General features: G+C 68.6%; 22 protein-coding genes. 12 read left to right on the top strand and 10 right to left on the bottom strand.

Features of this window, described 5'->3' with window-relative positions; all coding sequences use genetic code 11:
- Positions 1–20: 20 nt before the first annotated feature.
- Entirely contained in the window at positions 21–1,064 is a 1,044-nt protein-coding gene (locus ACZ4XD_RS21290; RefSeq protein WP_468044240.1) for a methyltransferase, read from the top strand.
- A gap of 240 nt (positions 1,065–1,304) precedes the next feature.
- A complete protein-coding gene (gene otr(A) / locus ACZ4XD_RS21295) occupies positions 1,305–3,299 on the top strand; it encodes a tetracycline resistance ribosomal protection protein Otr(A) (protein WP_468044242.1) in 1,995 nt (664 codons plus the stop codon).
- Between the two features lie 90 nt (positions 3,300–3,389).
- Here the strand turns inward: otr(A) and ACZ4XD_RS21300 are convergent, their stop codons facing one another.
- Complete coding sequence (locus ACZ4XD_RS21300) at positions 3,390–4,160, bottom strand: LuxR C-terminal-related transcriptional regulator (protein WP_468044244.1); 771 nt, start codon at positions 4,158–4,160, stop codon at positions 3,390–3,392.
- Between the two features lie 1,040 nt (positions 4,161–5,200).
- Entirely contained in the window at positions 5,201–5,941 is a 741-nt protein-coding gene (locus ACZ4XD_RS21305) for a dienelactone hydrolase family protein (RefSeq protein WP_468044246.1), read from the bottom strand.
- Positions 5,942–6,218: 277 nt separating this feature from the next.
- On the opposite strand from ACZ4XD_RS21305, the gene ACZ4XD_RS21310 reads away from it, so the two are divergent.
- Positions 6,219–7,532 carry a cytochrome P450 gene (locus tag ACZ4XD_RS21310; protein ID WP_468044247.1) on the top strand — a complete coding sequence of 438 codons (1,314 nt, stop codon included), beginning with the start codon at positions 6,219–6,221 and terminating at the stop codon, positions 7,530–7,532.
- A gap of 179 nt (positions 7,533–7,711) precedes the next feature.
- Here the strand turns inward: ACZ4XD_RS21310 and ACZ4XD_RS21315 are convergent, their stop codons facing one another.
- A complete protein-coding gene (locus ACZ4XD_RS21315; protein WP_468044248.1) occupies positions 7,712–8,083 on the bottom strand; it encodes a VOC family protein in 372 nt (123 codons plus the stop codon).
- 79 nt (positions 8,084–8,162) lie between these two features.
- Here ACZ4XD_RS21315 and ACZ4XD_RS21320 point away from each other — a divergent pair, with 79 nt between their 5' ends.
- A complete protein-coding gene (locus tag ACZ4XD_RS21320) occupies positions 8,163–8,624 on the top strand; it encodes a MarR family winged helix-turn-helix transcriptional regulator (RefSeq protein WP_468044250.1) in 462 nt (153 codons plus the stop codon).
- Positions 8,625–8,685: 61 nt separating this feature from the next.
- Here the strand turns inward: ACZ4XD_RS21320 and ACZ4XD_RS21325 are convergent, their stop codons facing one another.
- Entirely contained in the window at positions 8,686–9,336 is a 651-nt protein-coding gene (locus ACZ4XD_RS21325; RefSeq protein ID WP_468044251.1) for a LysE family translocator, read from the bottom strand.
- Between the two features lie 257 nt (positions 9,337–9,593).
- On the opposite strand from ACZ4XD_RS21325, the gene ACZ4XD_RS21330 reads away from it, so the two are divergent.
- The 4 genes from ACZ4XD_RS21330 to ACZ4XD_RS21345 all read left to right on the top strand — a co-directional run bounded on the left by ACZ4XD_RS21330 (position 9,594) and on the right by ACZ4XD_RS21345 (position 13,639).
- Complete coding sequence (locus tag ACZ4XD_RS21330; protein ID WP_468044253.1) at positions 9,594–10,208, top strand: nucleotide-binding protein; 615 nt, start codon at positions 9,594–9,596, stop codon at positions 10,206–10,208.
- On the top strand, positions 10,205–10,495 hold the full coding sequence (locus tag ACZ4XD_RS21335) for a hypothetical protein (RefSeq protein WP_468044255.1): 291 nt from the start codon (positions 10,205–10,207) through the stop codon (positions 10,493–10,495). Before ACZ4XD_RS21330 ends, ACZ4XD_RS21335 begins: the two co-directional genes overlap by 4 nt.
- Positions 10,496–11,182: 687 nt before the next feature.
- Positions 11,183–13,372, top strand: coding sequence for a catalase/peroxidase HPI (gene katG / locus ACZ4XD_RS21340; protein WP_468044257.1), 2,190 nt, complete (start codon positions 11,183–11,185; stop codon positions 13,370–13,372).
- A 120-nt stretch (positions 13,373–13,492) separates the two neighbouring features.
- A complete protein-coding gene (locus tag ACZ4XD_RS21345; protein ID WP_468044259.1) occupies positions 13,493–13,639 on the top strand; it encodes a hypothetical protein in 147 nt (48 codons plus the stop codon).
- Positions 13,640–13,657: 18 nt separating this feature from the next.
- Here ACZ4XD_RS21345 and ACZ4XD_RS21350 read toward each other — a convergent pair whose 3' ends face one another.
- Positions 13,658–14,110: a winged helix-turn-helix transcriptional regulator gene (locus tag ACZ4XD_RS21350; protein ID WP_468044261.1), complete on the bottom strand. Its 453-nt coding sequence runs from the start codon at positions 14,108–14,110 to the stop codon at positions 13,658–13,660.
- Between the two features lie 97 nt (positions 14,111–14,207).
- On the opposite strand from ACZ4XD_RS21350, the gene ACZ4XD_RS21355 reads away from it, so the two are divergent.
- A complete protein-coding gene (locus tag ACZ4XD_RS21355; RefSeq protein WP_468044314.1) occupies positions 14,208–15,410 on the top strand; it encodes an MFS transporter in 1,203 nt (400 codons plus the stop codon).
- A 111-nt stretch (positions 15,411–15,521) separates the two neighbouring features.
- Here the strand turns inward: ACZ4XD_RS21355 and ACZ4XD_RS21360 are convergent, their stop codons facing one another.
- Positions 15,522–16,160 (bottom strand): SRPBCC family protein, encoded by a 639-nt coding sequence (locus ACZ4XD_RS21360; RefSeq protein WP_468044263.1) that lies wholly within the window; start codon positions 16,158–16,160, stop codon positions 15,522–15,524.
- 418 nt (positions 16,161–16,578) lie between these two features.
- Here ACZ4XD_RS21360 and ACZ4XD_RS21365 point away from each other — a divergent pair, with 418 nt between their 5' ends.
- A complete protein-coding gene (locus ACZ4XD_RS21365) occupies positions 16,579–17,250 on the top strand; it encodes a TetR/AcrR family transcriptional regulator (RefSeq protein ID WP_468044265.1) in 672 nt (223 codons plus the stop codon).
- Between the two features lie 78 nt (positions 17,251–17,328).
- On the opposite strand, the gene ACZ4XD_RS21370 is transcribed toward ACZ4XD_RS21365, so the two are convergent.
- Complete coding sequence (locus tag ACZ4XD_RS21370) at positions 17,329–18,642, bottom strand: M20 metallopeptidase family protein (protein ID WP_468044316.1); 1,314 nt, start codon at positions 18,640–18,642, stop codon at positions 17,329–17,331.
- 301 nt (positions 18,643–18,943) lie between these two features.
- The gene (locus ACZ4XD_RS21375; RefSeq protein WP_468044267.1) at positions 18,944–19,324 is read right to left on the bottom strand and encodes a VOC family protein; all 381 of its coding nucleotides are present in this window, start codon (positions 19,322–19,324) and stop codon (positions 18,944–18,946) included.
- A gap of 203 nt (positions 19,325–19,527) precedes the next feature.
- Between ACZ4XD_RS21375 and ACZ4XD_RS21380 the strand changes: the two genes are divergently transcribed.
- Positions 19,528–20,514 (top strand): hypothetical protein, encoded by a 987-nt coding sequence (locus tag ACZ4XD_RS21380; RefSeq protein WP_468044269.1) that lies wholly within the window; start codon positions 19,528–19,530, stop codon positions 20,512–20,514.
- A gap of 70 nt (positions 20,515–20,584) precedes the next feature.
- Entirely contained in the window at positions 20,585–21,277 is a 693-nt protein-coding gene (locus ACZ4XD_RS21385; RefSeq protein ID WP_468044271.1) for a tetratricopeptide repeat protein, read from the top strand.
- Positions 21,278–21,457: 180 nt separating this feature from the next.
- On the opposite strand, the gene ACZ4XD_RS21390 is transcribed toward ACZ4XD_RS21385, so the two are convergent.
- Both ACZ4XD_RS21390 and ACZ4XD_RS21395 read right to left on the bottom strand, forming a co-directional pair.
- On the bottom strand, positions 21,458–23,446 hold the full coding sequence (locus ACZ4XD_RS21390) for a collagenase (protein WP_468044273.1): 1,989 nt from the start codon (positions 23,444–23,446) through the stop codon (positions 21,458–21,460).
- 206 nt (positions 23,447–23,652) lie between these two features.
- Positions 23,653–24,615, bottom strand: a complete 963-nt coding sequence (locus ACZ4XD_RS21395) for a LysR family transcriptional regulator (protein WP_468044275.1) — start codon at positions 24,613–24,615, stop codon at positions 23,653–23,655.
- Positions 24,616–24,740 lie beyond the last annotated feature (125 nt).

A 24,740-nucleotide genomic window follows, 5' to 3' on the forward strand; every position in this document is an offset into this window, starting at 1 on the left:
ACCTCAGGCCAAGGAGCCCCATGCCCATCTCACCACTCGCCTCGGTCGAGCAGGCCCGCTCGCTTCTCCAGCTCAACACCGCCTACCACCAAGCCAAGGTCCTGCACACGGCAGTGGAGCTGGGCCTCTTCGAACTGCTCGCCGGCGGCCCGTCGACCGTGGACGAGGTCCGCCGGAAGCTGTCCCTGGCCCACCCGTTGGCGACGGATTTCCTCGACGCCCTGGTTGCCGTGGGGCTGCTGGAGACGGACGACGGCGCTCCGCGCAGTTACCGTAATTCCGCGACGGCGACCGCGTTCCTGGTGCCCGGTGCACCCGAGTACCTCGGCGGAAGCGTCCTGCAGCACGCCCGCAAGCACTACCACGTGTGGGCCGGGCTCACCACGGCGCTGCGCGAGGGCGAGGCGGGCTCGGGCGCTGAGGCACATGGCCCGGAGGCGTATCCCCAGCACTACGCGGACCTCGAACGCGCCCGTCAGATCATGGCGCATTTCGACACCTTCACCACCTTTACCGCCGACGAGCTCGCGCGCCGCGTCGACTGGGGCCCGTACGGCTCCTTCGTCGACATCGGCGGCGCGCGCGGAAATCTGGCGACCCGCCTGGCACTGGCCCACCCACACCTGTCGGGCACGGTCTTCGACTTGCCGGCGCTGGCGCCGCTGTGCGCGGAGTTGGTGGCCGACCGTGGCCTGGACGGGCGGGTCCGCTTCCAGGGAGGCGACTTCCGCACCGATCCGCTGCCCGCGGCCGATGCGGTGGTCATCGGGCATGTGTTGCCCGATTGGCCCTTCCCGCAGCGGCGTGCGCTGCTGCGTCGGATCCACGGTGCGTTGCGTCCGGGCGGCGCCCTGGTGATCTACGACCTGATGACCGACCCCGCGTCCGAGAACGCCCACGACGTCCTGCAGCGCCTCAACCACGGGCTGATCCGTGGGGACAGCTCCTCCTCAAGCGTGGCGGAGTACCGGGCGTCCGTGGAGGAGGCCGGATTCACGATCCGGCAGGCGGAGCGCATCGACAATCTCCTCGGCGACTGGCTGATTGTCGCCGTCAAGCCCTGACCTGCGACAAGGCTTTTGTTACCGTGACCGCGCCTGCCGGGGCATGTGCCCCGGCAGGCGCGGTCACGGGGCCCCGCCGAGTGGTGCTCAGGCCCGTACGTCGGCTGGGGATATCGACTGCACCAGCCGGACCAGCAGCTACAGCGGCGAACGGAGAAGATCGAGCGATGCGGCAGGCAACCATCCACCCCCACAAGGAAGAGGACCACATGACGACATTCAGGACATCAAAGAGTCTCTATGAAGAAGAAGCTGAACCTGGGAATCCTTGCGCACGTTGACGCGGGAAAGACTTCCCTCACCGAACGGCTGCTGCACCACACCGGCGCGATCGCTGAGTTCGGGAGCGTGGACGCCGGAACCACACAGACCGACTCCATGGAGCTGGAGCGGCGCCGTGGTATCACCATCCGGTCCGCCGTGGCCACCTTCGTCACCGACGGACTGAAGGTCAACCTCATTGATACTCCCGGCCACTCGGACTTCATCGCAGAGGTGGAGCGGGCACTCGGCGTGCTCGACGGCGTCGTGCTGGTCGTCTCGGCCGTGGAGGGAGTGCAGCCGCAGACCCGTATCCTGATGCGGACGCTGCGGCGGCTGCGGATTCCCACCCTGATCTTCGTCAACAAGATCGACCGTCGCGGCGCGCGCTACGGCGGCGTTCTGGAGGAGATCGCGAAACGGCTCACGCCGTCCGCGGTGGCGGTGTCCGCCGTAACGGACATCGGCACCCCTGCCGCGCGGACGATCCCGCGCCGTCCCGACGACCCGGTGTTCGCCACCGAACTCGGCGAGTTGCTGTCCCTGCACGATGACGCGTTCCTCACCTCCTATCTGGACCTGGACGGCGGAGCGCGGCTGACCGACAAGGAGTACGCCGAGGAACTGGCCCGGCAGACCGCGCACGGCCAGGTGTACCCGGTGTTCTTCGGCTCGGCACTGAAGGGCGAGGGCCTGGTCGAACTGCTGGGCGGCATCCGGGAGTTCCTGCCCGCGGTGCACGAGGGCGAGGACGAGGCACCCCTGCTCGGCACCGTCTTCAAGGTCGAGCGCGGCCCGCGGGGGGAGTCCATCGCCTACCTACGGCTGCGATCGGGCTCGCTGGCCACCCGCGACCATGTCACGCTGCACCGCACCGACCATGCGGGCCAGGTGACCGAGCACCCCGGCAAGATCACCTCGCTGCGGGTCTACGAGCACGGCTCCGCCACCGTCGAGGCCCGGGCGTCGGCCGGGGACATCGCCAAGGTCTGGGGGCTGAAGGACGTCCGGATCGGCGACCGCGCCGGCTACCGCGAGGAGCCGCCGCCGCGGAACTTCTTCGCCCCACCCAACCTTGAGACGGTGGTCCGGCCCGAGTGCCCGGCGGATGCGGGCCGGCTGCACGCCGCCCTGCGGATGCTGAGCGAGCAGGACCCGTCCATCGAGCTGCGGCAGGACGAGGAGAGCGCGCACGGGACGGTGCTCCGCCTGTACGGGGAGGTGCAGAAGGACATCATCCACACCACGCTCGCCGAGTCCTTCGGTGTCCGGGCCGTCTTCCAGGAGTCCCGGACCGTCTGCATCGAGAAGCCTGCCGGAGTCGGTGAGGCGCTGGAGGAGTGGGATCTGCGCAAGCTCAACTACTTCTGGGCAACGGTGGGACTGCGGGTGGAGCCCGGCGAGGAGGGCAGCGGCATCGACTTCCGCCTTGAGGTCGAACGAGGCTCGCTGCCGGGGGCGTTCCACAAGGCCATCGAGGAGACGGTGCACACCACCCTGCAGCACGGGCTGCACGGCTGGCAGGTCACCGACGTCGTCGTCACCTTGAACCGCTCCGGCTTCGCCAGCCCGGTCAGCGCGGCGGACGACTTCCGCAAGGTGACGCCCCTGGTCCTGATGAGTGCGCTCAAGCAGGCGGGGACGCAGGTGTATGAGCCGGTCAGCGCCTTCGAGCTGGAGATCCCGACCGCCGTGCTGAGCACTGTCCTGGCGAATCTGGCGGAGCTGGGTGCCACTCCTGAAGTCCCCCTGGTCCGGGGGGACGCGTTCTTGCTGGAGGGCACCCTGCCCTCCAGTCGCGTCCATGAGCTCGGCCGGCGTATCCCCTCACTCACCAATGGTGAAGGCGTATTCCTGTCCCAGCTGCACGGTCACAGGCCGGTCAGCGGCAGTTTCCCCGCACGGCCCCGGCCTGCGGGACCCGATCCGCTGGACCGGGACGAGTACATCCTGCACGCGGTCAAGCGCCTATGAGTGCCTGCCTTACCCGCTGATGCGCGTCGGGCCGTTCTTCTCCGTCCCTCTCCCAGGGCCCGGAAAGAACGGCCCGACGTGTTCCATATGTCAGGAACCCACTGGCACCCGCAGTGCCGCACGGTGCGGCACCACGTACTGGTGCCTGTTTGTGCGCATATTTCCGCGTATGCCACCCTGTCCGGCGCCCTCCTCCTTCATCCGCCGCCCCATGCCGTTGAGGTTCGCGGAGAATCCGAGAACGAGCATCGACTTCGCCTTGTTGACTGCATCGATACGGGAAACGGCTCCCAGTTTTTCGAAGATGTTTCGTAGATGGCGTTTCACGGTGGCCTCGGTGATGTCCAGCCGACTGGCTATCTGGCCATTGCTGAGCCCCTGTGCCACATTCTCCATGATCTGTAACTCTCGTGAGGAAAGGTGCACCCCCACGTCCTGCCGTGCGGCCGCGAGGCTTTCCCTGGGAACGGCTAACAATATTTGGTCAGGATGACGGCTGACGCTGCGGATAGCGGATATTACTTCTTCCCGGGTAAGGCTTTTCGTCAAGAATCCGCTCACATGCAGCCGCAGCGCGTGTTTGATGAGTTCGGGGTGATGGAAAGACGTCAGGACGATGCAGTGCGACTCCGGAGACGCCCTCCGTAATGCGGCAACCTGGCTGATGATCTCGTGCGGCTCAGCACCGTCCAGCAGGACGATTTCGGGACGCGTTTCGGCCGCCATGCGTATGGCGCCTTCGTTATTGGGGACACCGCCAACGATCTCGATGTCCGGCTGGGCCGCCAGCACGTCGCAGAGTGCCTCCCTGAGAAGGGTCTGGTTCTCGACCACGAGGACAGTAATAATGTTGTTGCCCATATCTATCGCTCCCATGTGTACCGTGTCGTCCCGCGCCGGCGCCCCGGCTCGTGTCCACCGCCGCGCTTTACCCTCGGGGTTTACCCGGAATGTGAGAGCGCGGAGAGGGGTGGCTGAATTGTCGACGTGGTCACCGGGTTCGGAGTAATGGAAGCGAAAAGAGATAACTTAATCGACGGAAAACTCATTGGGGCCTCTCTCCGGAAGGGAGATTGCGCATGGGTTATCCTCACCAGTAAAGCCCGGGCTGCAATAGAGATCAAGCATCCAGGTTAAATGATTAGTCAATCGCCGTTAAAGATTTCGCAAATATCGACACTTTCATTATGGCGGCAAAGGGTTTGCCTGTGCCTCCATTGCTTCCGGTGCGACTGGTGTGCCCGGCTCGAATTCTCTACGACCCGGACGCCGAGGAGCCTTGAACGCGCCTGGATCCCAACCCCAGGCGGCAGCTTGGGGAAGTTCGGCTGTGTGGCCAGGGGAGGGTGCCGGGGCCTGGCACTGGTGCCCGATCGCTCGTGGCCGACGAGGTGAAAAATCTTCGATGCCTCATGCGTGACCGATATGCCTGCGGCGTGATTCAACACATCGGATTGCGGGAACACAAGAAGCTTCGGACCAGGGGGACCCTCCTTGACGCAGCGCTGGAACTGTTCACTCAGCGGGGATTTGACAATGTCACGGTCGCACGTCGATCAGCCGGCACCTGTGACCAGACTTGAATCAGGTCAGCGCAGCCATGGATATCCGGCTGAGCGAGTGGCCGCGAATCCGTGCCACCGAGGTCCGGTCCCGCAGTTCCTCATAGAACCTGGCTGGTCGTCGAAGAGGGAACCGGGTACCCCCATGACGCAGCCAGGCAAGACTTGGGTGGTTGCTGCGTGCGGCCGGGACGAACAACGCAGACGGCAGTGGCTGGTGGCCTGGCGCTGAAGTACCCGAGGAGATCGTCCGGCGCTGCGGCGGGGCAACCGCCGAGATCGTCCTGGGGGTAGCCGGCACCGCCTACCGCCTACTGCCCTGGCGGCGCCGGCCCGCGGCTAGCGGAGATGCCGGGTGAAGAACCGGGCCGCGGCGTCCCCCGCGAACTGCGGGACGCCGGTGTGCCCGCCCATGTTGGCGTGCAGCGTCTTCTCCTTGGAGCCGAAGGCGTCAAACAGGTCCAGGGCCGCCTGCCGGTCATTCCCTTCGTCGTCCCATTGCAGCAGGACGTGCAGCGGAACGGTGACCCGGCGGGCCTCCTCGAACATGGCGGCGGGCACGAGACTCCCGGCGAACAGAACGGCGGCCGCGATGCGCGGCTCGACCACCGCGAGCCGGATGCCGATGGAGATCACTCCCCCCGAGTACCCGACCGGGCCACCGATCCCGGGCAGCGACAGGAGGGCGTCCAGGGCGGCCCGCCATTCCGGGACCGACTTCTCGACGAGTGGGAGGACGAGGGCGTCGATGATCTTGTCGCCGACCGGTTCGCCGGCCTCCATAGCCCGGCGCAGGTCGGCGCGGGCCTGCTCGGCGGCGGCCCAACCGGGCCGTTCACCGCTCCCGGGGAGTTCGATGGTGGCCGCGGCGAAGCCATCCGCCGCGGCGCGCCGGGCCCGCTCCGCCAGCCGGGGGTACATCGTGCGCAGTCCGAGCGGAGGGTGGCCGAGCAGGATCAACGGCGCCGGTACGGATGCGGAGGCGGATGCGGGCGTCCACAGGAGGCCAGGGATCTCGCCGAGGGTGAATTCGCGTTCGAGGACGCCGTCGTCGAGGTGCCGTTCAGAAGTGAAGTGCATGGTCGTGCCTTTCGGGAGTGCGCTTGAACGGCGCTCCCGGACGACCTATCGCCCGGCCGTGACCCCGGAGGGGAGCACCCATGTCGATACTGCGTTCACGGGTACCACCTCCTCGTTCTCTCGCACGGCCTTCCGGAAGGTAGCAGTGGTCGCCGTGGTCCGCCAACGGGTTTTCGCAGCGGCTCCGCGGCCGGATGTCGGCTTCCGAGTTGAAGGCCCCCTCGGAACAGAATCGAGGGCAGGACTTGGGACACGACTTGGGACAGGAGGCACCGTTATGCGTATCCCCGGACCCGAGCGCCAGGAGGACGGCGGGCTGAGCGCCGTTGCGGCTGCGGGCGGGCTGCACCGGTACCAGTTACGCCTGCACGAGGCGTACGGACCCGTCGTGCGCTTCCAGCTGCCGGGCGCGGACACGGCCGTGTCGGTCGCCGATCCCGTGCTTCTGGAGGCCACGGCGCACCTCGACACACGGCCCGAGGAACTGTTCGCGTTCCTGGACCCGCTGTGCGAGGCCGGCAACCTGCAAGTGCTACCCGCCGACGAGCACAGCCCCTGGCGCCGACTGCTGCTCTCGGTGCTCGCCGGACGGCCGGCCCACGAGCGGCACTTCGCGCGCTTCACCGAGCTGGCGCAGGAGCTCGCGGACCGCTGGGCGGGGCAGGCCGACGGCGAACCCGTCGAGCTGCAAAAGGAGTTGACCGCGCTGTCGCTCCGTATGATCTGCGGGTTCGCGCTCGGCGGCGCGGAAACCGACACGGACCGTGTCGTCGCCGCGTTCGAGGAGGTGCTCACCGAGCACCTCGGACGGCTCTACCAGGCGCCGCGGGCCGACCCCCGCGCGGCGCAGCGGGCCGAGGCGGCCCTTGCCTATCTGCGCGCGACGGTCGACCGCGTGGTGGCGGCGCACCGCTCGGGCGGCCGCACCGACCGCAGCGACCTGATCGGGGCGCTGGTCGAGGCCGGTCAGAGCCCGGCGCGGATCCGGGACACCGTGATGGTGACGCTGCTCGCCGCCCACCACACCACCGGCGTCGCCGTCTCGTGGACGCTGCACCTGCTGGGTCGCCATCCCGAAGCGGCCGATCGCGTCGCCGCCGAACTGGACCAGGTGCTGGGCGAGCGCGCCACGCCCGAATACGGTGATCTGCGGCGGCTCACGTATCTGGAGATGGTGCTCAAGGAGTCGATGCGCCTGTTCCCGCCCGGCCCGTACGGCGCGCGCGAGACGACCGAGGACCTGGTTCTGGGCCCGTACGAGATCCCGGCCGGGACGACGGTGTTCTATCCGTTCTGGGCGGTGCATCTGAACCCTGAGTACTGGCCCGAGCCGGAGCGGTTCGACCCCGAGCGGTTCACGCCGCAGGAGGTGGCCAAGCGGCCGCGGCTCGCGTACGTCCCCTTCGGGTTCGGGCCACGCAGCTGCGAGGGCGCTGCTTTGGCCACGGTCGAGGCCCAGCTCGTCCTGACCGTCCTCCTCAAGCGCCTGCGCTTTCGGCCCGCGCCGGGGCACGAAGTGACGCCGGTGGAACGGTTCGTGCTGTGGGCACGGGACGGGATCCGGATGACGGTGCGGCCACGGGACCTCTAGATGTGTTGTCCCGCCACGTCGGTGACCGGTGACACGGCCTGGTGGGTCGGCCCGGACCGTCCCCGTACCGCCGTCTGCCCTCACCTCGCGGCAGCTCACGCGGCTGAAGCCCGCCAGGAACCGGATGCCGGAGGCGAGTGAGAGGGGCCCGGCCGGGGTGAGGGGGACGGCGGGCGCGGTCAGCCTCCGTGTGCGGTGAGGGTGTAGCCCTCGGGGCCTTCGAAGGAGAACATCGGCCCGAAGGGGCTGTCCGCGATCGGAGTGAGGATCTTGACCCCGGCTGCGGCGAGCTGGTCGTGGAGCTGGTGGGCGTCGGAGGTCTGGAACCAGAGCACCGCACCGAGTCCGGGCCGCGCGGTGTCGGCGAGGTCGACGCCCGGGAGGAGCTCGCGGACGGCGAAGGGGGTCGGCTTGGTGTCGAAGACGACTGCGTGGGGTGGCGAGACCGCGGCCCGGCGCAGACCGAGGTGCCGCTCGCAGAAGTCCGCTGCCGCGTTCAGGTCACGCACTTGCAGGGCGACGAAGTCGGGGCCGTCGATGGTGACAGTCATGGGTCTCCTCGAACTCAATGTCAGGACTTTGACATGCCAGAGGCTAAGGCGACCGCGTCGCATATGTCAAAATGCTGACATGCTGGAGAACATGTCGGCCGACTCGTCGCACCCCACGAAAGACGTCACACAACACGTGGGGTACCTGCTCAAACGCACCCAGGCCGCCCTCCGTGGGGCCATGGACAAGGTCCTGCGTGAGCACGGCCTGACCGTGCCGCAGTACGCCACCCTTGAACTCCTGGCCCTGCATCCCGGCATGTCCAACGCCGACCTCGCCCGCGCGACCTTCGTCACCCGGCAGTCCGGAAACGTCGTCCTGCGGGCCCTACAGGAAGCGGGACTGATCACCCGCCCCGCCACCGCCGACCACGGCCGCGCCCGGCCCGCCCACCTCACCGAGGAGGGCAAGGCGCGCCTTGCCGCCGTCCAGGCCGCCGTCTACGCCATCGAACAGCGCATGGTCGAAGCGATCCCGGCGCAGCGACTGACAGTGCTCCTCGCCGACCTCGACCGCATGGCGAGAGCACTGGAGGAGTGACCCCACTGGAGGAATCCCTCGTGACTTGAGGAATGCCGCGTGGATGTCGTCCTCTCGGCCGTCAGCGCAGGGCGACGGCCGCGCCCGTTCGCTCGGTGGCGATCTTGACGGCGAAGCCCGCCAGCGCGGTGCCCACCACATAGCGGTGCAGGCGCTGCCAGAGCGGGTGCCGGGCGAAGAACCCGGCGACGGAGCCGGCCGTCACGATGAAGAAGGCATTGCCCGCGACCCCCACCGCGATCTGGGTCAGCCCCAACAGCAGCCCCTGCAAGCCGACATGGCCGCGCTCCGGGTCGACGAACTGCGGCAGTAGCGAGATGTAGAGGATGGCCACCTTGGGATTGAGCAGGCAGGTGAGGAAGCCCATCAGGAAGAGCTTGCGGGTCCCGTCATGCGCCAACTCCTGCGTCGCGACAGCCGAACGGCCGCCCGGCCGGACGGCCTTCCAGGCCAGCCAGAGCAGATAGCCCGCTCCGGCCAGCTTGATCGCCAGGTAGATCTCCGGCACCAGTGCGAAGACGGTGGCGATACCGGCGGACACCGCGAAGAGGTAGACCAGGAAGCCGAGGAAGACCCCGGCCAGCGAGATCAGCCCCGCCCGGCGGCCCTGGGCGATCGAGCGGGACACCAGGTAGATCATGTTCGGCCCCGGCGTGAGCACCATGCCGAGCTCCACCACCGCGATCCCCGCTATTGCTCCCAGCCCGATCACAGCACAACCCCCGTACGCACGTTCGCCCAGGGCAACCTAGCAGCCCACGGCCATGTGGCATGTCCGTTCCCTCCGCGACTTGTTGAGGAGGTGGTGGGGAAGCGACAGGTTGGGCATCCGGTCGAGGGTCGGGCACGCGCCCAGGGGCGTGGTCCTTGAGGCTTGCGGGTGAACCACGCGACCATGCCCTCGCGCCGACCGTGACTGGACGATCGCGCCCATTATTGTCCTTTATCGTGCCTTTGAGTTGTGCGTTTGTGAATCTCAAGCCCGGCGTCGGAAAGACGACGAGTGCTGTGTGGCTGGCCCATGCGCTTCATGAGTCGGGGCTGTCGCCGCTGCTGGTCGACGGTGACCCGGCCGCTTCCGCGCTGCGCTGGAGCGAGCTGGCCGGCGGCTTTCCGTTTCCGGTGATCGCCCTGCCGGTGGGGGACGTCCACCGGCGCGTGAACGACTTCCTCGGCAACCGGCAGTCCGTCGTGCTCGATGCGCCCCAGCTGGAGGACCATCCCCGCATCACCCGCAGCATCATGAGGTACGCCGGTGAGTGGATCGTGCCCGTGACCCCCGCCCCCATCGAACTGGACCGGATGGCACCCATTCTCGGTGAGATGGCGGACGTGCAGTCCCTGCGCGCCGAGCCGGCCCGCACGGCCGTCCTGCTCAATCGCACCAACCGTCCCGATGCCACGCGCACCGGGCCCGATGCGGACGCTCGCGAGGCACTCACCGAGCGGGGTTTCGAGGTGCTGAACACCCAGATCGCGCGGCTCGACCTGTACGCCCAGTCTTTCGGGAACCCGGTCCAGGCCAAGGGGTCGGCGTACATGGACTTCGCGGAGGAACTGATCAAGCGTCAGGATGAGGTATGAGTCAGCGCAAGGAGAGCTACCGCGCGGCATTGCGGCGCGGGCCGGACGTCTCGGCACCTCGGTCCGCCAAGGTCACCAGGTTGCAGAGCAGATACATCCGGGTGACCGTCGAGGTCGATCCCGACCTGCGAGGTGAACTGACGCGATGGATGGGCTGGCCGGTCTCCTCGGTAGTGTTCGCCGGCGCTACGGTCCTGCGTACTCTGGCCGCCACCGCCGGCTTCGTCTCCCGGCCCGGGGACCAGGCTCCCTCCGCCCCGCGCGAGGTTCCGGATTCGGGTCGCTGACCAGCCGGCTCGCACGGCGGGTCGGCGAAATGGCCTGACCAAGACGGCTCTGACGCCGTATCGCGCCAGCAGCGCCGAGAACATCTCCCCGGCAAACGGCGGTTCGGTCCCGGGACAGCTCTTAAAGCGTGTTGCGGAATGATCAGCGAGCCCCGCCGCGTAGTCCATTTCCAGGATTGATGACACCGGCAAGTCACAGGGAATGCGGACCGACACGTCGACGCGCAATCTTTCCTTCCCTCTCGACCTCCCAGTCGCCGTTGGAATCTTTGAACATGCTGTCGATCTGACGGGGTGTCTGGAACACCATCGCCTCGCCCTGAAAGCGATGACGCCCGGATCGGCGAGCAATCCGCGGAGGTCTCGTTCGACCTCGACCGCGTCTTCTGTGAGCTTCGCGTGCGTGTTACGCAGAGTGCCCAGCGTGTTCTCGTATCGGTGCGGCCTGTGGTGCGCGACCATACGGACGCCGACACAGGATCGGTCATCGGCGTCGTGCATGAGGGTGGGTTCTCGCCGGCCGCGGTAGCCCGCGTTGACTGCCGCGGGCCCGGTCAGGCGGTGCCGGCCGGCGGACGCCATGGCGCGCTGTGGGCGCGGGTCGCAGTATTCGACACCACGAGACAAACCAACGGCAAAAGCAAGCAGCCAGCAGAAGGAATCACCGAGACAGGAAGAAGGACGGACGTGTCCGGCAGCGAAAGCGAGAACCCAGTAATCGACTCCCCGGCCCCCACGCCGACCCGGCCCAGGACGAACCGGGACTGGTGGCCGAATCAGCTGGACCTTCAGATTCTCCATCAGCACTCGTCCCGGTCCAATCCGATGGACGAGGACTTCAGCTACGCGAAGGAGTTCTCGACCCTCGACGTCGAAGCGCTGAAGCGCGACGTATTCGAGGTGATGAAGACGTCGCAGGACTGGTGGCCTGCCGACTACGGCCACTACGGGCCGCTCTTCATCCGGATGAGTTGGCATGCCGCGGGAACGTATCGCATCGCGGACGGCCGGGGCGGTGGCGGCGCCGGCGCTCAGCGCTTCGCCCCCCTCAACAGCTGGCCGGACAACGCGAGCCTCGACAAGGCACGCCGTTTGCTCTGGCCGGTCAAGCAGAAATACGGCCGCAAAATCTCCTGGGCCGACCTGCTGGTCTTCGCCGGCAACTGTGCCATGGAATCGATGGGGTTCAAGACGTTCGGGTTCGGCTTCGGACGAGAGGACATCTGGGAGCCCGAGGAAATCTTCTGGGGGCCCGAGGACACCTGGCTCGGCGATGAGCGCTACACCGGCGACAGGGAACTCACCGGCCCCTTCGGTGCCGTGCAGATGGGGCTGATCTACGTCAATCCGGAGGGGCCCAACGGCAACCCGGATCCGATGGCTGCCGCCAGGGACATCCGCGAGACCTTCGGGCGTATGGCGATGAACGACGAGGAGACAGTGGCGCTCATCGTCGGCGGACACACGTTCGGCAAGTGCCATGGTGCCGTCGATCCCTCGTACATCGGCCCGGAGCCCGAGGCGAGTCCCCTTGAGCAGCAGGGCCTCGGCTGGCGGAACATGCACGGCAGTGGCAAGGGCGCCGACGCGCTGACCAGCGGGCTCGAGGGCGCATGGACCTCCGAGCCGACGAAGTGGGACAACGAGTACCTGGACAACTTGTTCCGGTACGACTGGGAGCTGACGACGAGCCCCGCCGGTGCGAAGCAGTGGACTCCCAAGGATGCCGCGGCCCAGAACACTGTGCCGGATGCTCATGACCCGTCGAAGCGGCACGCTCCCATGATGCTGACGACGGACCTCGGGCTGAAGGTGGACCCGGTCTACGGACCGATCGCGAAGAGCTTCCACGAGAACCCTGACAAGCTCGCGGTGGCGTTCGCCAAGGCGTGGTACAAGCTGCTGCACCGCGACATGGGACCCGTCTCGCGCTACCTCGGCCCGTGGATTCCCGAGCCGCAGCTCTGGCAGGACCCCGTCCCCGAGGTCGATCACGAACTGGTCGCGGCCGACGACATCGCTGCCCTCAAGGACAGGATCCTCTCCTCGGGACTGTCCGTCTCCCAGCTGGTCACCACCGCTTGGGCGTCGGCGTCGAGCTTCCGCGGCACCGACAAGCGTGGCGGGGCCAACGGGGCACGGATTCGGCTCGCGCCGCAAAAGGACTGGGAGGTCAACGACCTGCCCGAGGTGGCCGAGGTGGTGCGGACCCTCGAAGAGATCCGGCAGGACTTCAACGGCTCACAGACCGGCGGAAGAAAAGTGTCCCTCGCGGACCTGATCGTCCTGGGCGGATGCGCGGCGGTCGAGAAGGCTGCGAAGAACGCCGGGTACGACATCACCGTCCCGTTCACACCTGGACGCACGGACGCCTCGCAGGAGCAGACCGACGTGGAGTCGTTCGCCGTGCTCGAACCCAAGGCAGACGGGTTCCGCAACTACCTCCGGGCGGGAGAGAAACTGTCACCGGAGACGCTCCTGCTGGACCGCGCCAGCCTGTTGACGCTGACGGCTCCCGAGATGACGGTGCTGATGGGCGGTATGCGCGCCCTGAACACCGGCTATGCGGGCTCCTCCCATGGTGTCTTCACGCAGCGGCCGGAGACCTTGACCAATGACTTCTTCGCCAACCTGCTCGACATGCGCACGGAGTGGAAGGCGTCAACCTCGTCTGAGGACGTATTCGAAGGCCGGGATCGCGTCACGGGCGAGGTGAAGTGGACCGCCACCGCCGTCGACCTGATCTTCGGTTCACACTCGCAGCTCCGGGCCGTCTCGGAGGTCTACGCGTCCCGGGACGCGGGAGAGAAGTTCGTGCGTGACTTCGTGGCGGCCTGGGACAAGGTGATGAACCTCGATCGGTTCGACCTCGCCTGAGCCCGATGTCCCGGTCGGCCACGCATCGGCCGGCCGGGGCATTTCCGGGCCCGGCCAGGGCGGTTATTCGATCCCCATTCTGAGGACCTTGTCGAATTTCCGCTGAGATCGGCTCAATGAGTGGCATTCCCGGACCGGACCGGCGCGCTGCGGCAACGTCGGCCGTGGACGATCGTCGGCAGTGGGGGCCAGGGCGGCGGCCACGGCAGTGGCAGCCAGGCCGGTGGTCAAGGCTACGGCGACCACGGCGGCGGCCATGGCCACTGAGGGGATCGAGCCCCGGTTTCACTCGCCGGCGACCTTGTGGACGGTGGTGTCGTCGGGGTCGATCCGTCGCCCGTCCGCGGACAGTACTTCCAGTGGGCGGAGGCGGTGTCCCTGTTGGCGGTCGAGCAACTGTGAGTGCGGTTCGCCGGGGGAGAAGAAGTTCTCTTCGCCCCATTGCCGCAGTGCCACGATGACGGGGAAGAGTGCCTTGCCCTTCGGCGTCAGTACGTACTCGCGGTAGGCGCTGCCGTCCGAGGCGGGGACGGATTCGAGGATGCCGCCGGCGACCAGGGTACGCAGACGCGCGGTGAGGATGTTCTTCGCTACGCCGAGGCTGCGCTGGAACTCCCCGAAGCGCCGGCTCCCGTCGAAGGCGTCCCGCACGATCAGCAGGGACCACCAGTCGCCGATCGCGTCCACCGACCGGGCGACGGGACAGTCGCTGTCGTCGAAGCGCGTCCTGGTCACCATGGCGTCCCTCGCTCTCTCAGTGGTTGCAACATGCTACCAAAATGCTTACCGTCGCCACTGGTAGCAAGATGAAACCAGATGTGGGGGAGTGCTGATGATGCCCGGCAAGGGTCAGGCTGTGACGCGACGGACCGAAGTCCGCAGCGGGGAGGGTCCCGCGCCCGTCCTGTCCCGTGGCGTCGTCATGTTGTTCGCCGTCGCCTGCGGGGCCGCCGTGGCCAATGTCTACTTCTCCCAGCCGCTTCTGGTGACGATGGGTCACGACCTCGCCATGAGCCCGGCACTGGTCGGCAGCGTGGTCACCCTCACGCATGTCGGATACGGGCTGGGGCTCTTCTTCCTCGTGCCGCTGGGTGACGTGGCCGACCGCCGACGGCTCATCGTGGCCCAGTTGCTGCTCCTGGTGGTGGCGCTGGCCGTGGTAGCCGCCGCCCGCACGGCGGTGATCCTGCTCATCGGCATGGCCGCGGTGGGGCTTCTCGCCGTCGTCACGCAGACGCTGGTGGCCTTCGCGGCAGCACTGGCCCCTCCCGCCGGGCGCGGGCGGGTGGTCGGTCTGGTCACCAGCGGTGTGGTCGTCGGAATCCTGCTCGCCCGCACCGCATCCGGCCTCATGGCTGAATTCGCGGGCTGGCGCTCCGTCTACCTCGCCTCGGCGTCGCTCACCGCTCTGCTCGCCCTGGTCCTGTACCGAGTGCTGCCGCGCCACCGTGACGTGCCGCCGACAGCCCTGCGCTTGTTCGGTCTGCTGGTCTTCGCCGCCTTCAGCACTCTGTGGAGCAGCGTCGCGTTGCCGCTCAGCGATGCTCCGTACTTCCTGCCCCACAGCGCGATCGGGGCGCTGGGGCTGATCGGTGTCGCGGGCGCCCTGGCCGCGACGGTGGCCGGCCGGCTGAACGACCGCGGGCTCTCCCGGCGGACCACCGGCATAGCCCTGGCACTGCTCGCCGCCTCATGGCTGCCGTTGGCCTTCCTGCGCAGCTCGCTCTGGGCCCTGGTCGTCGGGGTGATCCTGCTCGACCTCGCCGTGCAGGCGGTCCATGTCACCAACCAGACCCTGATCTACGCGCTGCACCCGGACGCGGGCAGCCGGCTGATCGGTGGATATATGGTCTTCTACTCGATCGGCAGCGCCACCGGCGCCCTCGCCGCGACCTCCCTCTACACGGTGGCCGGCTGGGGCGCCGTATGTGCTCTGGGTGCCGGGTTCAGTGGTGTCGGGCTCGTGCTGTGGGCGGTCACGCGACACGGAACCCCGGAGCCCGCTGCCACCAAGGTGCCTTCTTCCAGCGCAGGTTGAGGGTCTTCGCTGAATGTGAATGTTGAAGGTGAGTGACGGGCGCGCCGCAGGGTGGAGGACCGTGCGGTCCCTTCAGGGAGTGGTGACGTGGAACCGGTCCTGGTGCGGGGTTCAGTGCGGCGGCCGCCGATTGGGGGCTTCGGCGGCGGTTTTGAGGTCGCGCAGCCAGGCTTCGAGGCCCTGGCGGAGGAGTTTGGTCGCGGTGGGAACGTCGGCTTCGACTTCGGCGCCGGTGTGGGTCTCTTCGGTGCTCACGCGGATGCCGCCCTTGACCCTGGTGAAGTTCCACACGTGCACGCCCTCGATGCGCAGACCTTCGCCGACCGCGGGGCCGGTCCAGCGGATGCAGGAGTGGGGTTTGAGCTGTTGGACGGTCGAGGTGATGTCGAGGCTGGTGGCGGGAGTCGCGGGGTTGGGAGGTATAGGAGTGGTCCACCGGAACGCCGAACCTTCGCGGAACGGGCCGTGGTCGAGGCGTTTCATGGTGGTGACGGCGTTCTGCCAGTACGGCCAGCGCTCCACGTCGGTCTGAAGTTTCCAAATGGTGCGCAGCGGGGCGTGGATCACGGTCTCGGTCCGATGGCGGACGAGGGCGTGGGGGGCGACGCCTTCGCCGCGGCAGGTGAGGGGCCTGGCGGGATGAGAGGTGGTGGCTTCGGCCGGTGCGGTAGCGGAGCCGAGGACGCCGATGGCCACGAGCGGCACGGTGAACAGGGCGGTGCGGATACGGGCGTTGGGGATGTCGGGCATGAGGTCTCCCTTGTCGGTTGGTGGGCGGGTGATGTTGGTGGTGGCGAAGCGCGTTTGAGGTCTGGGGACGTCGGTCGTCGGATTGGCGGGATGTACCGGGCGGGTGCGTCACCGTTGCGGACGTGGTGTGTGGCGTCGGCGCCCAGAGGGTTCGGCGTGGTCCATGGCGTCACGGTCACCGGCAGCGGAGCGGGCCGGCCTGTGGGGGGCCGAGGTGACTCGGCTGTGGTGGCCATGGGCTTCCCCTCGTTCGGTGGTGTGCGCGTGGCGCAGCGGTACTGCGCATCCCGCGCATGGGTAGGGCTTCTTGGGTTCGTTAGAAGTTATAACCCGAGAGATGTGAGGGGGCAATAGTTGCGTGATAGCGTCTAACTCGATCTGGAAGGTTTAGTCGCTCGGTTGGGGAAGGTGACAGGTCGTGGCCAAGGCGGACGCGGGCGGGGAGACGGACACGAGGACCCCGCGGGAGCGCTATCGCGCCCAGGTGCGCGCAGAGATCAAGGAGCGCGCCTGGGAGCAGATCGCCACGGCGGGCGCGTCCGCACTCTCCCTCAACGCCATCGCCAAACAGCTGGGCATGAGCGGACCCGCGCTCTACCGCTACTTCGCCAGCCGCGACGAGCTGATCACCGAACTCATCCGCGAGGCGTACCTGAGCCTCGCCGAGACCCTCCGCGCGGCCTCCACCACCGGCGCCGACCTGGCCGGACTCGCCCACGCTCTGCGCGGCTGGGCGCTGGAGGACCCCCAGCGGTACTTCCTCATCTACGGCACCCCCGTCCCCGGCTACCACGCGCCCGAGGACATCACCGGCATCGCCTCCGAGATCATGGGCACTCTGCTCGACGCGTGCGCGGCGCTCGCTCCGGACGCCCCAGCGGCTCCGTTCAGTGCCCACCTCGAAGACCACCGGGACTGGGCCGGCGACCACCCCGCCCCGTCCGCGGCCCTCCACCGTGCCCTGGCCTTCTGGACCCGGCTCCACGGCGTTCTGTCCCTGGAACTCGCCGGCCACTTCACCAACATGGGCTTCGACCCCGCCCTGTTCTTCGCGGCTGAACTGGACGACCTGTTGGCCGGCCGAGTGTGACGTCGCGGTGCAAGGGCTGCGCCAAGCTCAGCCATCCTGCCCCACGCCGCCGGCTCGGCCCGTAGCCGCCGGGCAGACCTACCCGGTCGCCCCGCCTGCCCCGCCGGTCCCGCCGTGCGCCCGATGGGGCCGATGGGTCCGCTCCGCGATCCAGCCCGCCATCGCCCGTACGCCGACGCTGAGGGCGCGCTCGTCCGGGGCGAAGCCGGGGTAGTGCGGGTAGCTGGTGGTGACGGGGGCGCCGGGGGTACGGACGCCGAGGAAGGTGAACGTGCCGGGGACGCGGTCCAAGTAGAGCGCGAAGTCCTCGCCGCTGAAGGGAGGGAAGGCGGCATGGAGCTCGGTAACCGTGTCCCGGCCGAGTGTGCCCCGCAGGTGGCGGGCGAGCGCACGGGCGTCGCGTTCCGGGCAGACCATGGCCGGGAACGGCTCGGCGGGGAAGCTCAGCGCGGCCCCCGGGTATGACGTGGCCAGGCGGTGGATGTCCTGGCGTACCTCCAGGTACCGCTCCGGGGGCCAGCAGCGGTAGGACACCGTCACTTTGGCCTCCTGTGCTCGGGCCCGGATCGCCACGAACTCGGCCAGCGGCCCGTGGGGAGTCTGTGCGTCGGCGACGATCCGCTCAAGGTCCGCGGGAGTCTGCGGCAGCGCCACCGTGGCGAGCGCGCCGATCTCGGCGGCCAGTCGCCGCGCGGCATCGGGCGCGTCCGGCCCGGAGACAGTCACCTCCGCCTTGTCCTGGCCCGGCATCCCGAAGCCCGGGGTCACCGCGAACCGGCCGACGGGGAACGGCCCGCAGTGCAGCGCGTGGATCTCCGCCACGCGGGTGCGCTCCAGCACGCCTGTGCCGATCAGTGCTCGGGCCCCCGACAGGCTCTCCTCGGCAGGCTGGAAGAGGAACACCACCGTCCCCGCCAGGTGCCGGCGCAGCCGTGCCAGGACCTGTGCGACGCCGAGGGCAACCGTGGTGTGGACGTCATGCCCGCAGAGATGGGCCGGAGCCGGACCGCCCCCCACGATGTCCTTGGGCGGTACGGCATCCATGTCCGCCCGGTAGGCGACGGTCCGGCCCGGACGTGCGCCCCGCAGGACGGCGACGACGCCGTGGCCGCCCACCCCCGTGGTGACGGCCAGCCCGCCCGCCCGCAGCTCCCGGGCCACCACACCGGCGGTGCGCTGCTCCTGCCCCGGCCCCTCCGGATGCCGGTGAAGGTCCCGCCGCAGTTCGATCAGCCCCCGCTTCAGGCGTGCCACCTCGGCGTCCACCGCCCCTTGCGCCACCGGCTGTCCCTGCCCGCCGGCGACGGCCCTCCCCGCCGCTCCCCACACGGCTCCCGCACCGGCAACCGCCGCGCCGGCCAGTAACGTACGGCGCGAGAGCGCGCGCTCCATGGAACGGTCCACTGTTCCCCCTTCGTGAGTCTTCGGGTGGCCTCCCGGAGTGCCTGACGGGCTGTCGGCTTTCGGCACTGTGTGCCGGGGCCTCGCCGCCGGGCAAGCGGAAAACCCGTCGACGACACGATCGCCGCAGGCACCTGCCGTTGCCCATCCGGTGGTCCACCGCCTGGGGGTGGGGGTAACCCCAGCTCGGGGGCGCCGATGCAGATCGGTCGGAGGACCCGGCGGGCCACCTGGCGGGTGACCCGCCAGATCACCCGCCAGGCCACCCGCCATACGTCCCATCGGACAGGCTCTAGGCGTCCTGTGCGTACCAGCGGAGTTCGACGGTGTTGCCGTCCGGGTCGCTGACGTACAGGGACTGGCCCTCGCCACGGGCGCCGAAGCGCGGGCCGGGGCCGTCGACCACGGTGAACTCGCCCGAGTCGATGACCTCCTGCCAGTCGAGAGGCTCGACGACCAGGCAGAGGTGGTCGACATTGGAGCCCTCGCGGGGGCCCTGGACGAGGTCGATGATGGTCGTCGGGCTCACGCGTACGGAAGGGAAGGACACCGCGCCCGCGCGCCAGTCGTCCACCCGAACGGGCTCCAGACCGAGCGGCCCGCAGTAGAAGGCGAGCGATCGCTCGATGTCGGCGACGTTCAGAACGAGGTGGTCGAAGCCGGTGACGCGCATGGCAGTTCCTCTGGAGACGCGCGGGCCCCTGGCAGAGCCCGTCGGATGCTGGTGCAAGGAACGTATAACCCGGGCCGGCGGGCGCGCGATCGGTCGTTGGTCCTGGTCCGCCCGTACTGGTCCGCTTGGCGGAGGGGCAGGAGGCGCAGGGCCCCTCGGTGGGTGGTTCAGGGGGCTGGCTGTGCGTCCGCCGGGTGGGGAAGATGGCAGTCCGACAGACAGCTGTGCTGCGCCATCTCCAGCCATCGGAGGCGGAATTGCTGTGGCGATCGATGCGTCCGTGGGCAGTGTTGATCGGTGCGTCCGGAGGGGGCACCGCGGCAGCCGTGATGGGTGCCGCATGGCTGCCGTCCTGGGGCGCGGCGATGCTGGCGGCATCCGGTGCCGCACTGGCGGGAGTGTTCACCGCCGATGCGCAGCGGGCCATTTCGGAGCGGCGGCTGGCAAGACGGCGAGTCGACGGCGCCGGCCCTGCCCTCACGGGACGGGCTGAACGGTGCGTCGTCGGGGAACTGAACGACCCGATGGCGCTCGGCATCCACCCGGCGGCACCACACGGGGCGTCGTCCCCGTCCGACAGACTGCCGCAGTTCGTGCGGCGCGACTGCCTCCCTGCCCTGCTCGACAGGCTACGACTCGGTGGGCTCGTGCTGATCGTCGGTGAGTCGACCGCGGGGAAATCCCGGCTGGCCTACGAGGCGATGCGCGCGGCACTGCCCGATCACGAAGTGTTCGTCGTGAAGCCGGGCCAAGACCTCCACACCGTGGCGGCCGAGGCGGCGAAGGTCCGTCGGTGCGTGCTGTGGTTCGACGAGTTCGACCAGTTCCTCGGCGTGGGCGGGCTGACGACCGACCTGGTGGGCGCCATGCTCGACGGTGCGAACCGGCACGTTGTCCTGCTCGCCTCCATGCGCAGTAAGGAGTACGACCGCTACGGGGCCCGGCAGCGCGAGGTCACCGATGCGGCGACCTGGCGCTCGGGGCGCGAGGTGCTCCTCATGGCTGCCGAACCCCTCCGGCTGGAGCGGTTGTGGACGCCGGCTGAGGTGGCACGCGCCAGATCGGCGGCGGCCGACCCGCGGGTGGCCCGGGCGGCGCGCGGCACCGGCAACCGTTTTGCGGCGGCACGGCCTTGCCGATGCGGACTACGCCCATGCCATCGCTCTGGGCAATGCCGGGCGTCCGGCTGAGGCCGTACCACGCTTGCGGGCTCTGCTTCAGGAGCGTCGCGCCGCATGGGGAGACGACCATCACCTCACCTTGAACACCTGGCATGACATCGCCCGTTATCTGGCGGAGGCGGGCCATCCCGGTCAGGCGGTCGACGTGCTGTTACGGGTGGTCGGCGACCGGACGCGGTTGCTGGGGCCCCGGCATGAACAGACCCTCGCCGCCCGGAGCGGGCGGGCCCGGTTCGCGAGCGAAGCCGGTGACCACGAGGCCGCGGTCCACCAGTTCCATGAGGTGCTGCCGGTCATGGAGGAGGCGCTCGGTCCCCAGCACCTGGAGGTGTGGCTCACCCGGCAGGATCTCGCCCGGGCTCTGGGGCGCGCGGGCCGCTCCGCGGAAGCCCTCGCGCTGACCCGCCGCGTACACGTCGCCCTCGTCGAGGCATTGGGCACCGCCCACCCCTGGGCCCTGAGCAGCCGTTACGAGGAGGCCGTGCTGACCGGCCGGACCGGCCGTGCCGCGGAAGCCGTTGAGCTGCTCCGTGCCGTTTTGGTGGATCAGCAACGGGTCCTCGGACTGCACTCACGCACACTGAGCACCCGTCATCAGCTCGGCAGATTCCTGTCGTTGGACGGCCACCTTGAGGAGGGACTCCGCGTCCTGGACGAGGTGATCGCCGACCAGAGCAGCTTCCATGGCCCCGACCATCCCCGGACCCTCGCCTCCTGCCGCGAGCGTGCCGGCGTCCGTGAGGCACTCGCGGAGCGGACCAATGGGGCGTGACCGCGGTGGCAGGGCAGGCTGGTCGGGGCAGTGGGCAGTGGGCAGTGGGCAGTGGGCAGGCCGGGTGGCAGTAGGGGCGCCGGGGTGCACGGAAGGCGTGTGGACGCGAGCCGGTTTCGGTCTTGCCTCGGCCCCGGGGCCGGTAAGCACCCGGGGCCGAGCTCTCGCTCTGATGGTCGGTCAGGTCAGGGACCGTGGTGCTGAAGGTGCGGCTTTCGCCGACGGCTTGACGGTGCAGGCGCCCGAGGCGCAGGTGGTGAGCCAGGAGTCGAAGTCGGCGTCGTAGCGGGTGCCGATGTCGGTGTTGTAGACGGCGTAGCCTCCCGCGTAGTCGCCGGTGCGGAAGTGCTCCAGCATGGTGGCGATGTCCTGGGGGTGCTTCTCGAACATGTAGCGGACCGCGAGGTAGCCCCAGGGGTAGGTGCGGGTCACGTCGCTGTTGTCGTAGGTGCTCTGGAAGAGCGTGCTCAGCTTGTAGGTGTGTTTGCCGGCCTCGGCGACCGCTTCGGTGTTGGTGATTTTGCGGTAGCTGTACGAGATGTACTCGCCGAGGCCCTCGATCCACCAGATGTCCGGGACCGACGTCTGCTGGCCGAAGTCGCCCTTCATGTCGTCACGGGCGTCGAGGTAGTGCGTGTACTCGTGGTTGAGGTTCCAGATCCGGGCCGGGAAGCCGTTGTCGTCGCTCCTCTGGTACATGATCGACATGGGCTTGTTGTCGGGTTTGGTGGGGTCCCCGATCATGGTGATGCCGCCGTTGTTGGTGTCGACGCCGAAGATGGCCCCGGCATAGGTCTGGTAGTCCTTGCGGCTGCCGAACACGACGAGGTCGATGGTCGATTCATACTGGCCGGGGATCGGACCGTTGTTCTTCACCAGGTTCTGGACGTACGGGCCCTGGGCCAGGACGCTGGCGCAGGTGGCGTCGAGTTCCTCGGGGGTGAGGGACTGCGCTTTGACGGTGTGGGTCGCGTCGCAGTTGTGGGTGGTCGGCAGGGCCGCCTTGCTCAGCTGGCCGGACAGGTCGCAGACGCCGAAGTACGAGCAGTTGGCCTTGTCGTAGGCGTCGGCCTGGGAAGCGACGGTGACCCACAGGGGCGCGGTCGGACCGGAGATCTTCGAGGCGTCCAGCAGGCCCTTCATGAGCGGCCGGACCTTCTCCTGGAGGGCCGCGTGCTCGACGTACCGGGCGACGTTCATCCCGGCGTTGGAGTCGAGATAGGAGTTGTCGGTGTCCAGCATGTCCAGGTGGTCGAGCGCGAAGGTGCTGAGGGTGTCGATGATGCTCGGATCGGCCGTGACCGCCTTGACATAGTCGGGGTTCCAGTTCCCGCGCCAGAGCGGGGTGTAGACGTCGTTGACGGCGGCCAGCATGCTGGGGATGTCGTTATAGGAGCTGTTGTACCCGCTCAGCACCTGCTTGTAGGTGGTCAGGTAGCGGGCCTGCTCATTGGCGCTGTCCGAGAGGATGATGACCTCGCCCAGGACGTCGCCGTTGTCCGAAGTGACCTCCTTGGTGTGCGAGTTGGCGAAGAACGCGTCCAGGCCGCCGCGGGAGGCCGTCGCCAGGGTCGGGCCGTAGTCGCCGACGTCGTCCGGGTGGTTGGACTGCACGTAATAGCCCGCACGCAGAAACAGCACGAGCTGCCACACATGCTCCGAGTTGTTCCCCGGATACGTCGTCGCCCCGCCCTGGAAGGCGTTGGCCACGGTGACCATCTGGTCCTCGCGGAAGACATCGTGCGCGTCCTTGCCGGTGACGCTGAACAGGGTGTTGACGCAGTCCGTGGTCGAGCCCTCGATGAAGGTGACCAGTTCGGGGCCGGTCCGGCTGCCGAAGTCGGACGGGCTGCACGCCGCCGCGGCGCCGTGCTCCGCGCCCTTCCGGTGACCCGCCGCAGTCGAAGAAGTGGGGGGACTCTTCGCGCTGAGCGGGGGCAGTTGGGCGGCGCCGCGCGGCCGTTCCTGAAGCGCGGACCTCTCGTTCGCGCCGACGGTCGGGCCGGTCGGTGGGACGGGGTGGGAGGCGGACCGGGACGCGGGGACGGGGTGGTCGGCGGTCGGCGAGTGTGGTGCGGCCAGTGCCGGTGAGGCCAGCAGACCGGCCGTGGCGAGGCAGGCCGCCAGGCCGCCGGCCGCACATCTGGGCAGGGGGAAGCGGTAGCGCATCCATGCTCCTTCGTGGACAGATGCGCCTCGGGATCGAGCTGAGGCGTGAGTGGCACTTTCTCAGCGCACAGGGGCCGCGACAATAAGGTGTGACATAGCACCTGCGGTGGGTCCGTCATAACATCCGGAGGGAGGGCTTGAGGGCCAGTGCACCGCCAACTGCGGCTCTATGACTGTCTGTTGATCGTTGGTTCGGGCGGCAAACCCTACGGTCTGGCCACGCTCCAGGTTCGGGAGGCCCAGGTGCGGAAGTGCGGCGACTGGGCGATGAGTGCCCGGTAGGCCGCGGCGGCGGAGCCGAAGAGGGTGTCGGCCACCTCGTCGGCAACGCTTTCGCGGCGCCAGGCCAGCACATAGCGGCACCACAGGGGAGTGCCGACCAGCGGTTTGACGAGGACATCGGGGATCGGCCGGAGCGTGGCCTGCACGATGGAGACGCCGATGCCTTCGGCGATCATGTTCTGCAACTGCTGCTGGTCGCCGAGGAATTCGTGGACCGCCGCCGGGGTGAATCCGGCCGCCCGGCACGCCGCGTAGAACACTCCCGGCCAGCCGGCCCCGTCGTCCGGGGTCAGAAACCACGCGTCGTCGGCCAGGTCGGCGAGCGTCACCTCGGGAGAGTGCCGGAGCCGGTGGCCGGCCGGCAGGGCGACGAAGGACGGTTCGGTGACGATTCCGCGGTGTGTCACGGTCGCCGCGTGCCGTAGTTCCCGTCCGGGGTAGTCCGCGGCGATCGCGGCGTCCACCTCGCCGCGTTCCAGGAGTTCGACGATCTCCGAGGAGGGATAGACGCTGCTCACGGTGAGAGTCAGCTCGGGCAGCTGGTTGCGGAGCCGGATGAGCATGCCGGCCAGGACCGGCGAGTTGGTCGCGGCCAGGCGGAGCGGACGGCGGCCGGATGCCGTGCCGTCCGGGGCGGGCCGGCGGCCGATCGCCGCCGCGCGGGCCAGCACGTCACGGGCCTGTGCCAGGACCTCGCTGCCGTACCGCGTCAGTTCCACCCCCGAGGTGTTCCGCACGAACAGCGGATGGCCGAAGTGCGCCTCGATTCGCCGGAGTTGGGTACTCATGGCCGGTTGCGAGTACCCCAGGTCCGAGGCGGCCCGGCCCACACTCCCGGCGTCGGCGATCGCACACAGCACTCTCAGGTGCCGAAGCTCCAACTCCATGCCCGCACTCCTCCCGTTCGCGCGCTGCTGTCCGGACCACCCCCGTGCCACCACGGGGCGGTGCCGGGCGCGCGGCCTCGTCCGACTGTTCGACGTGGAATCCCACCTCATCGTTCTCCGCCCGC

This window comes from Streptomyces sp. NPDC029466 (genome assembly GCF_055574515.1).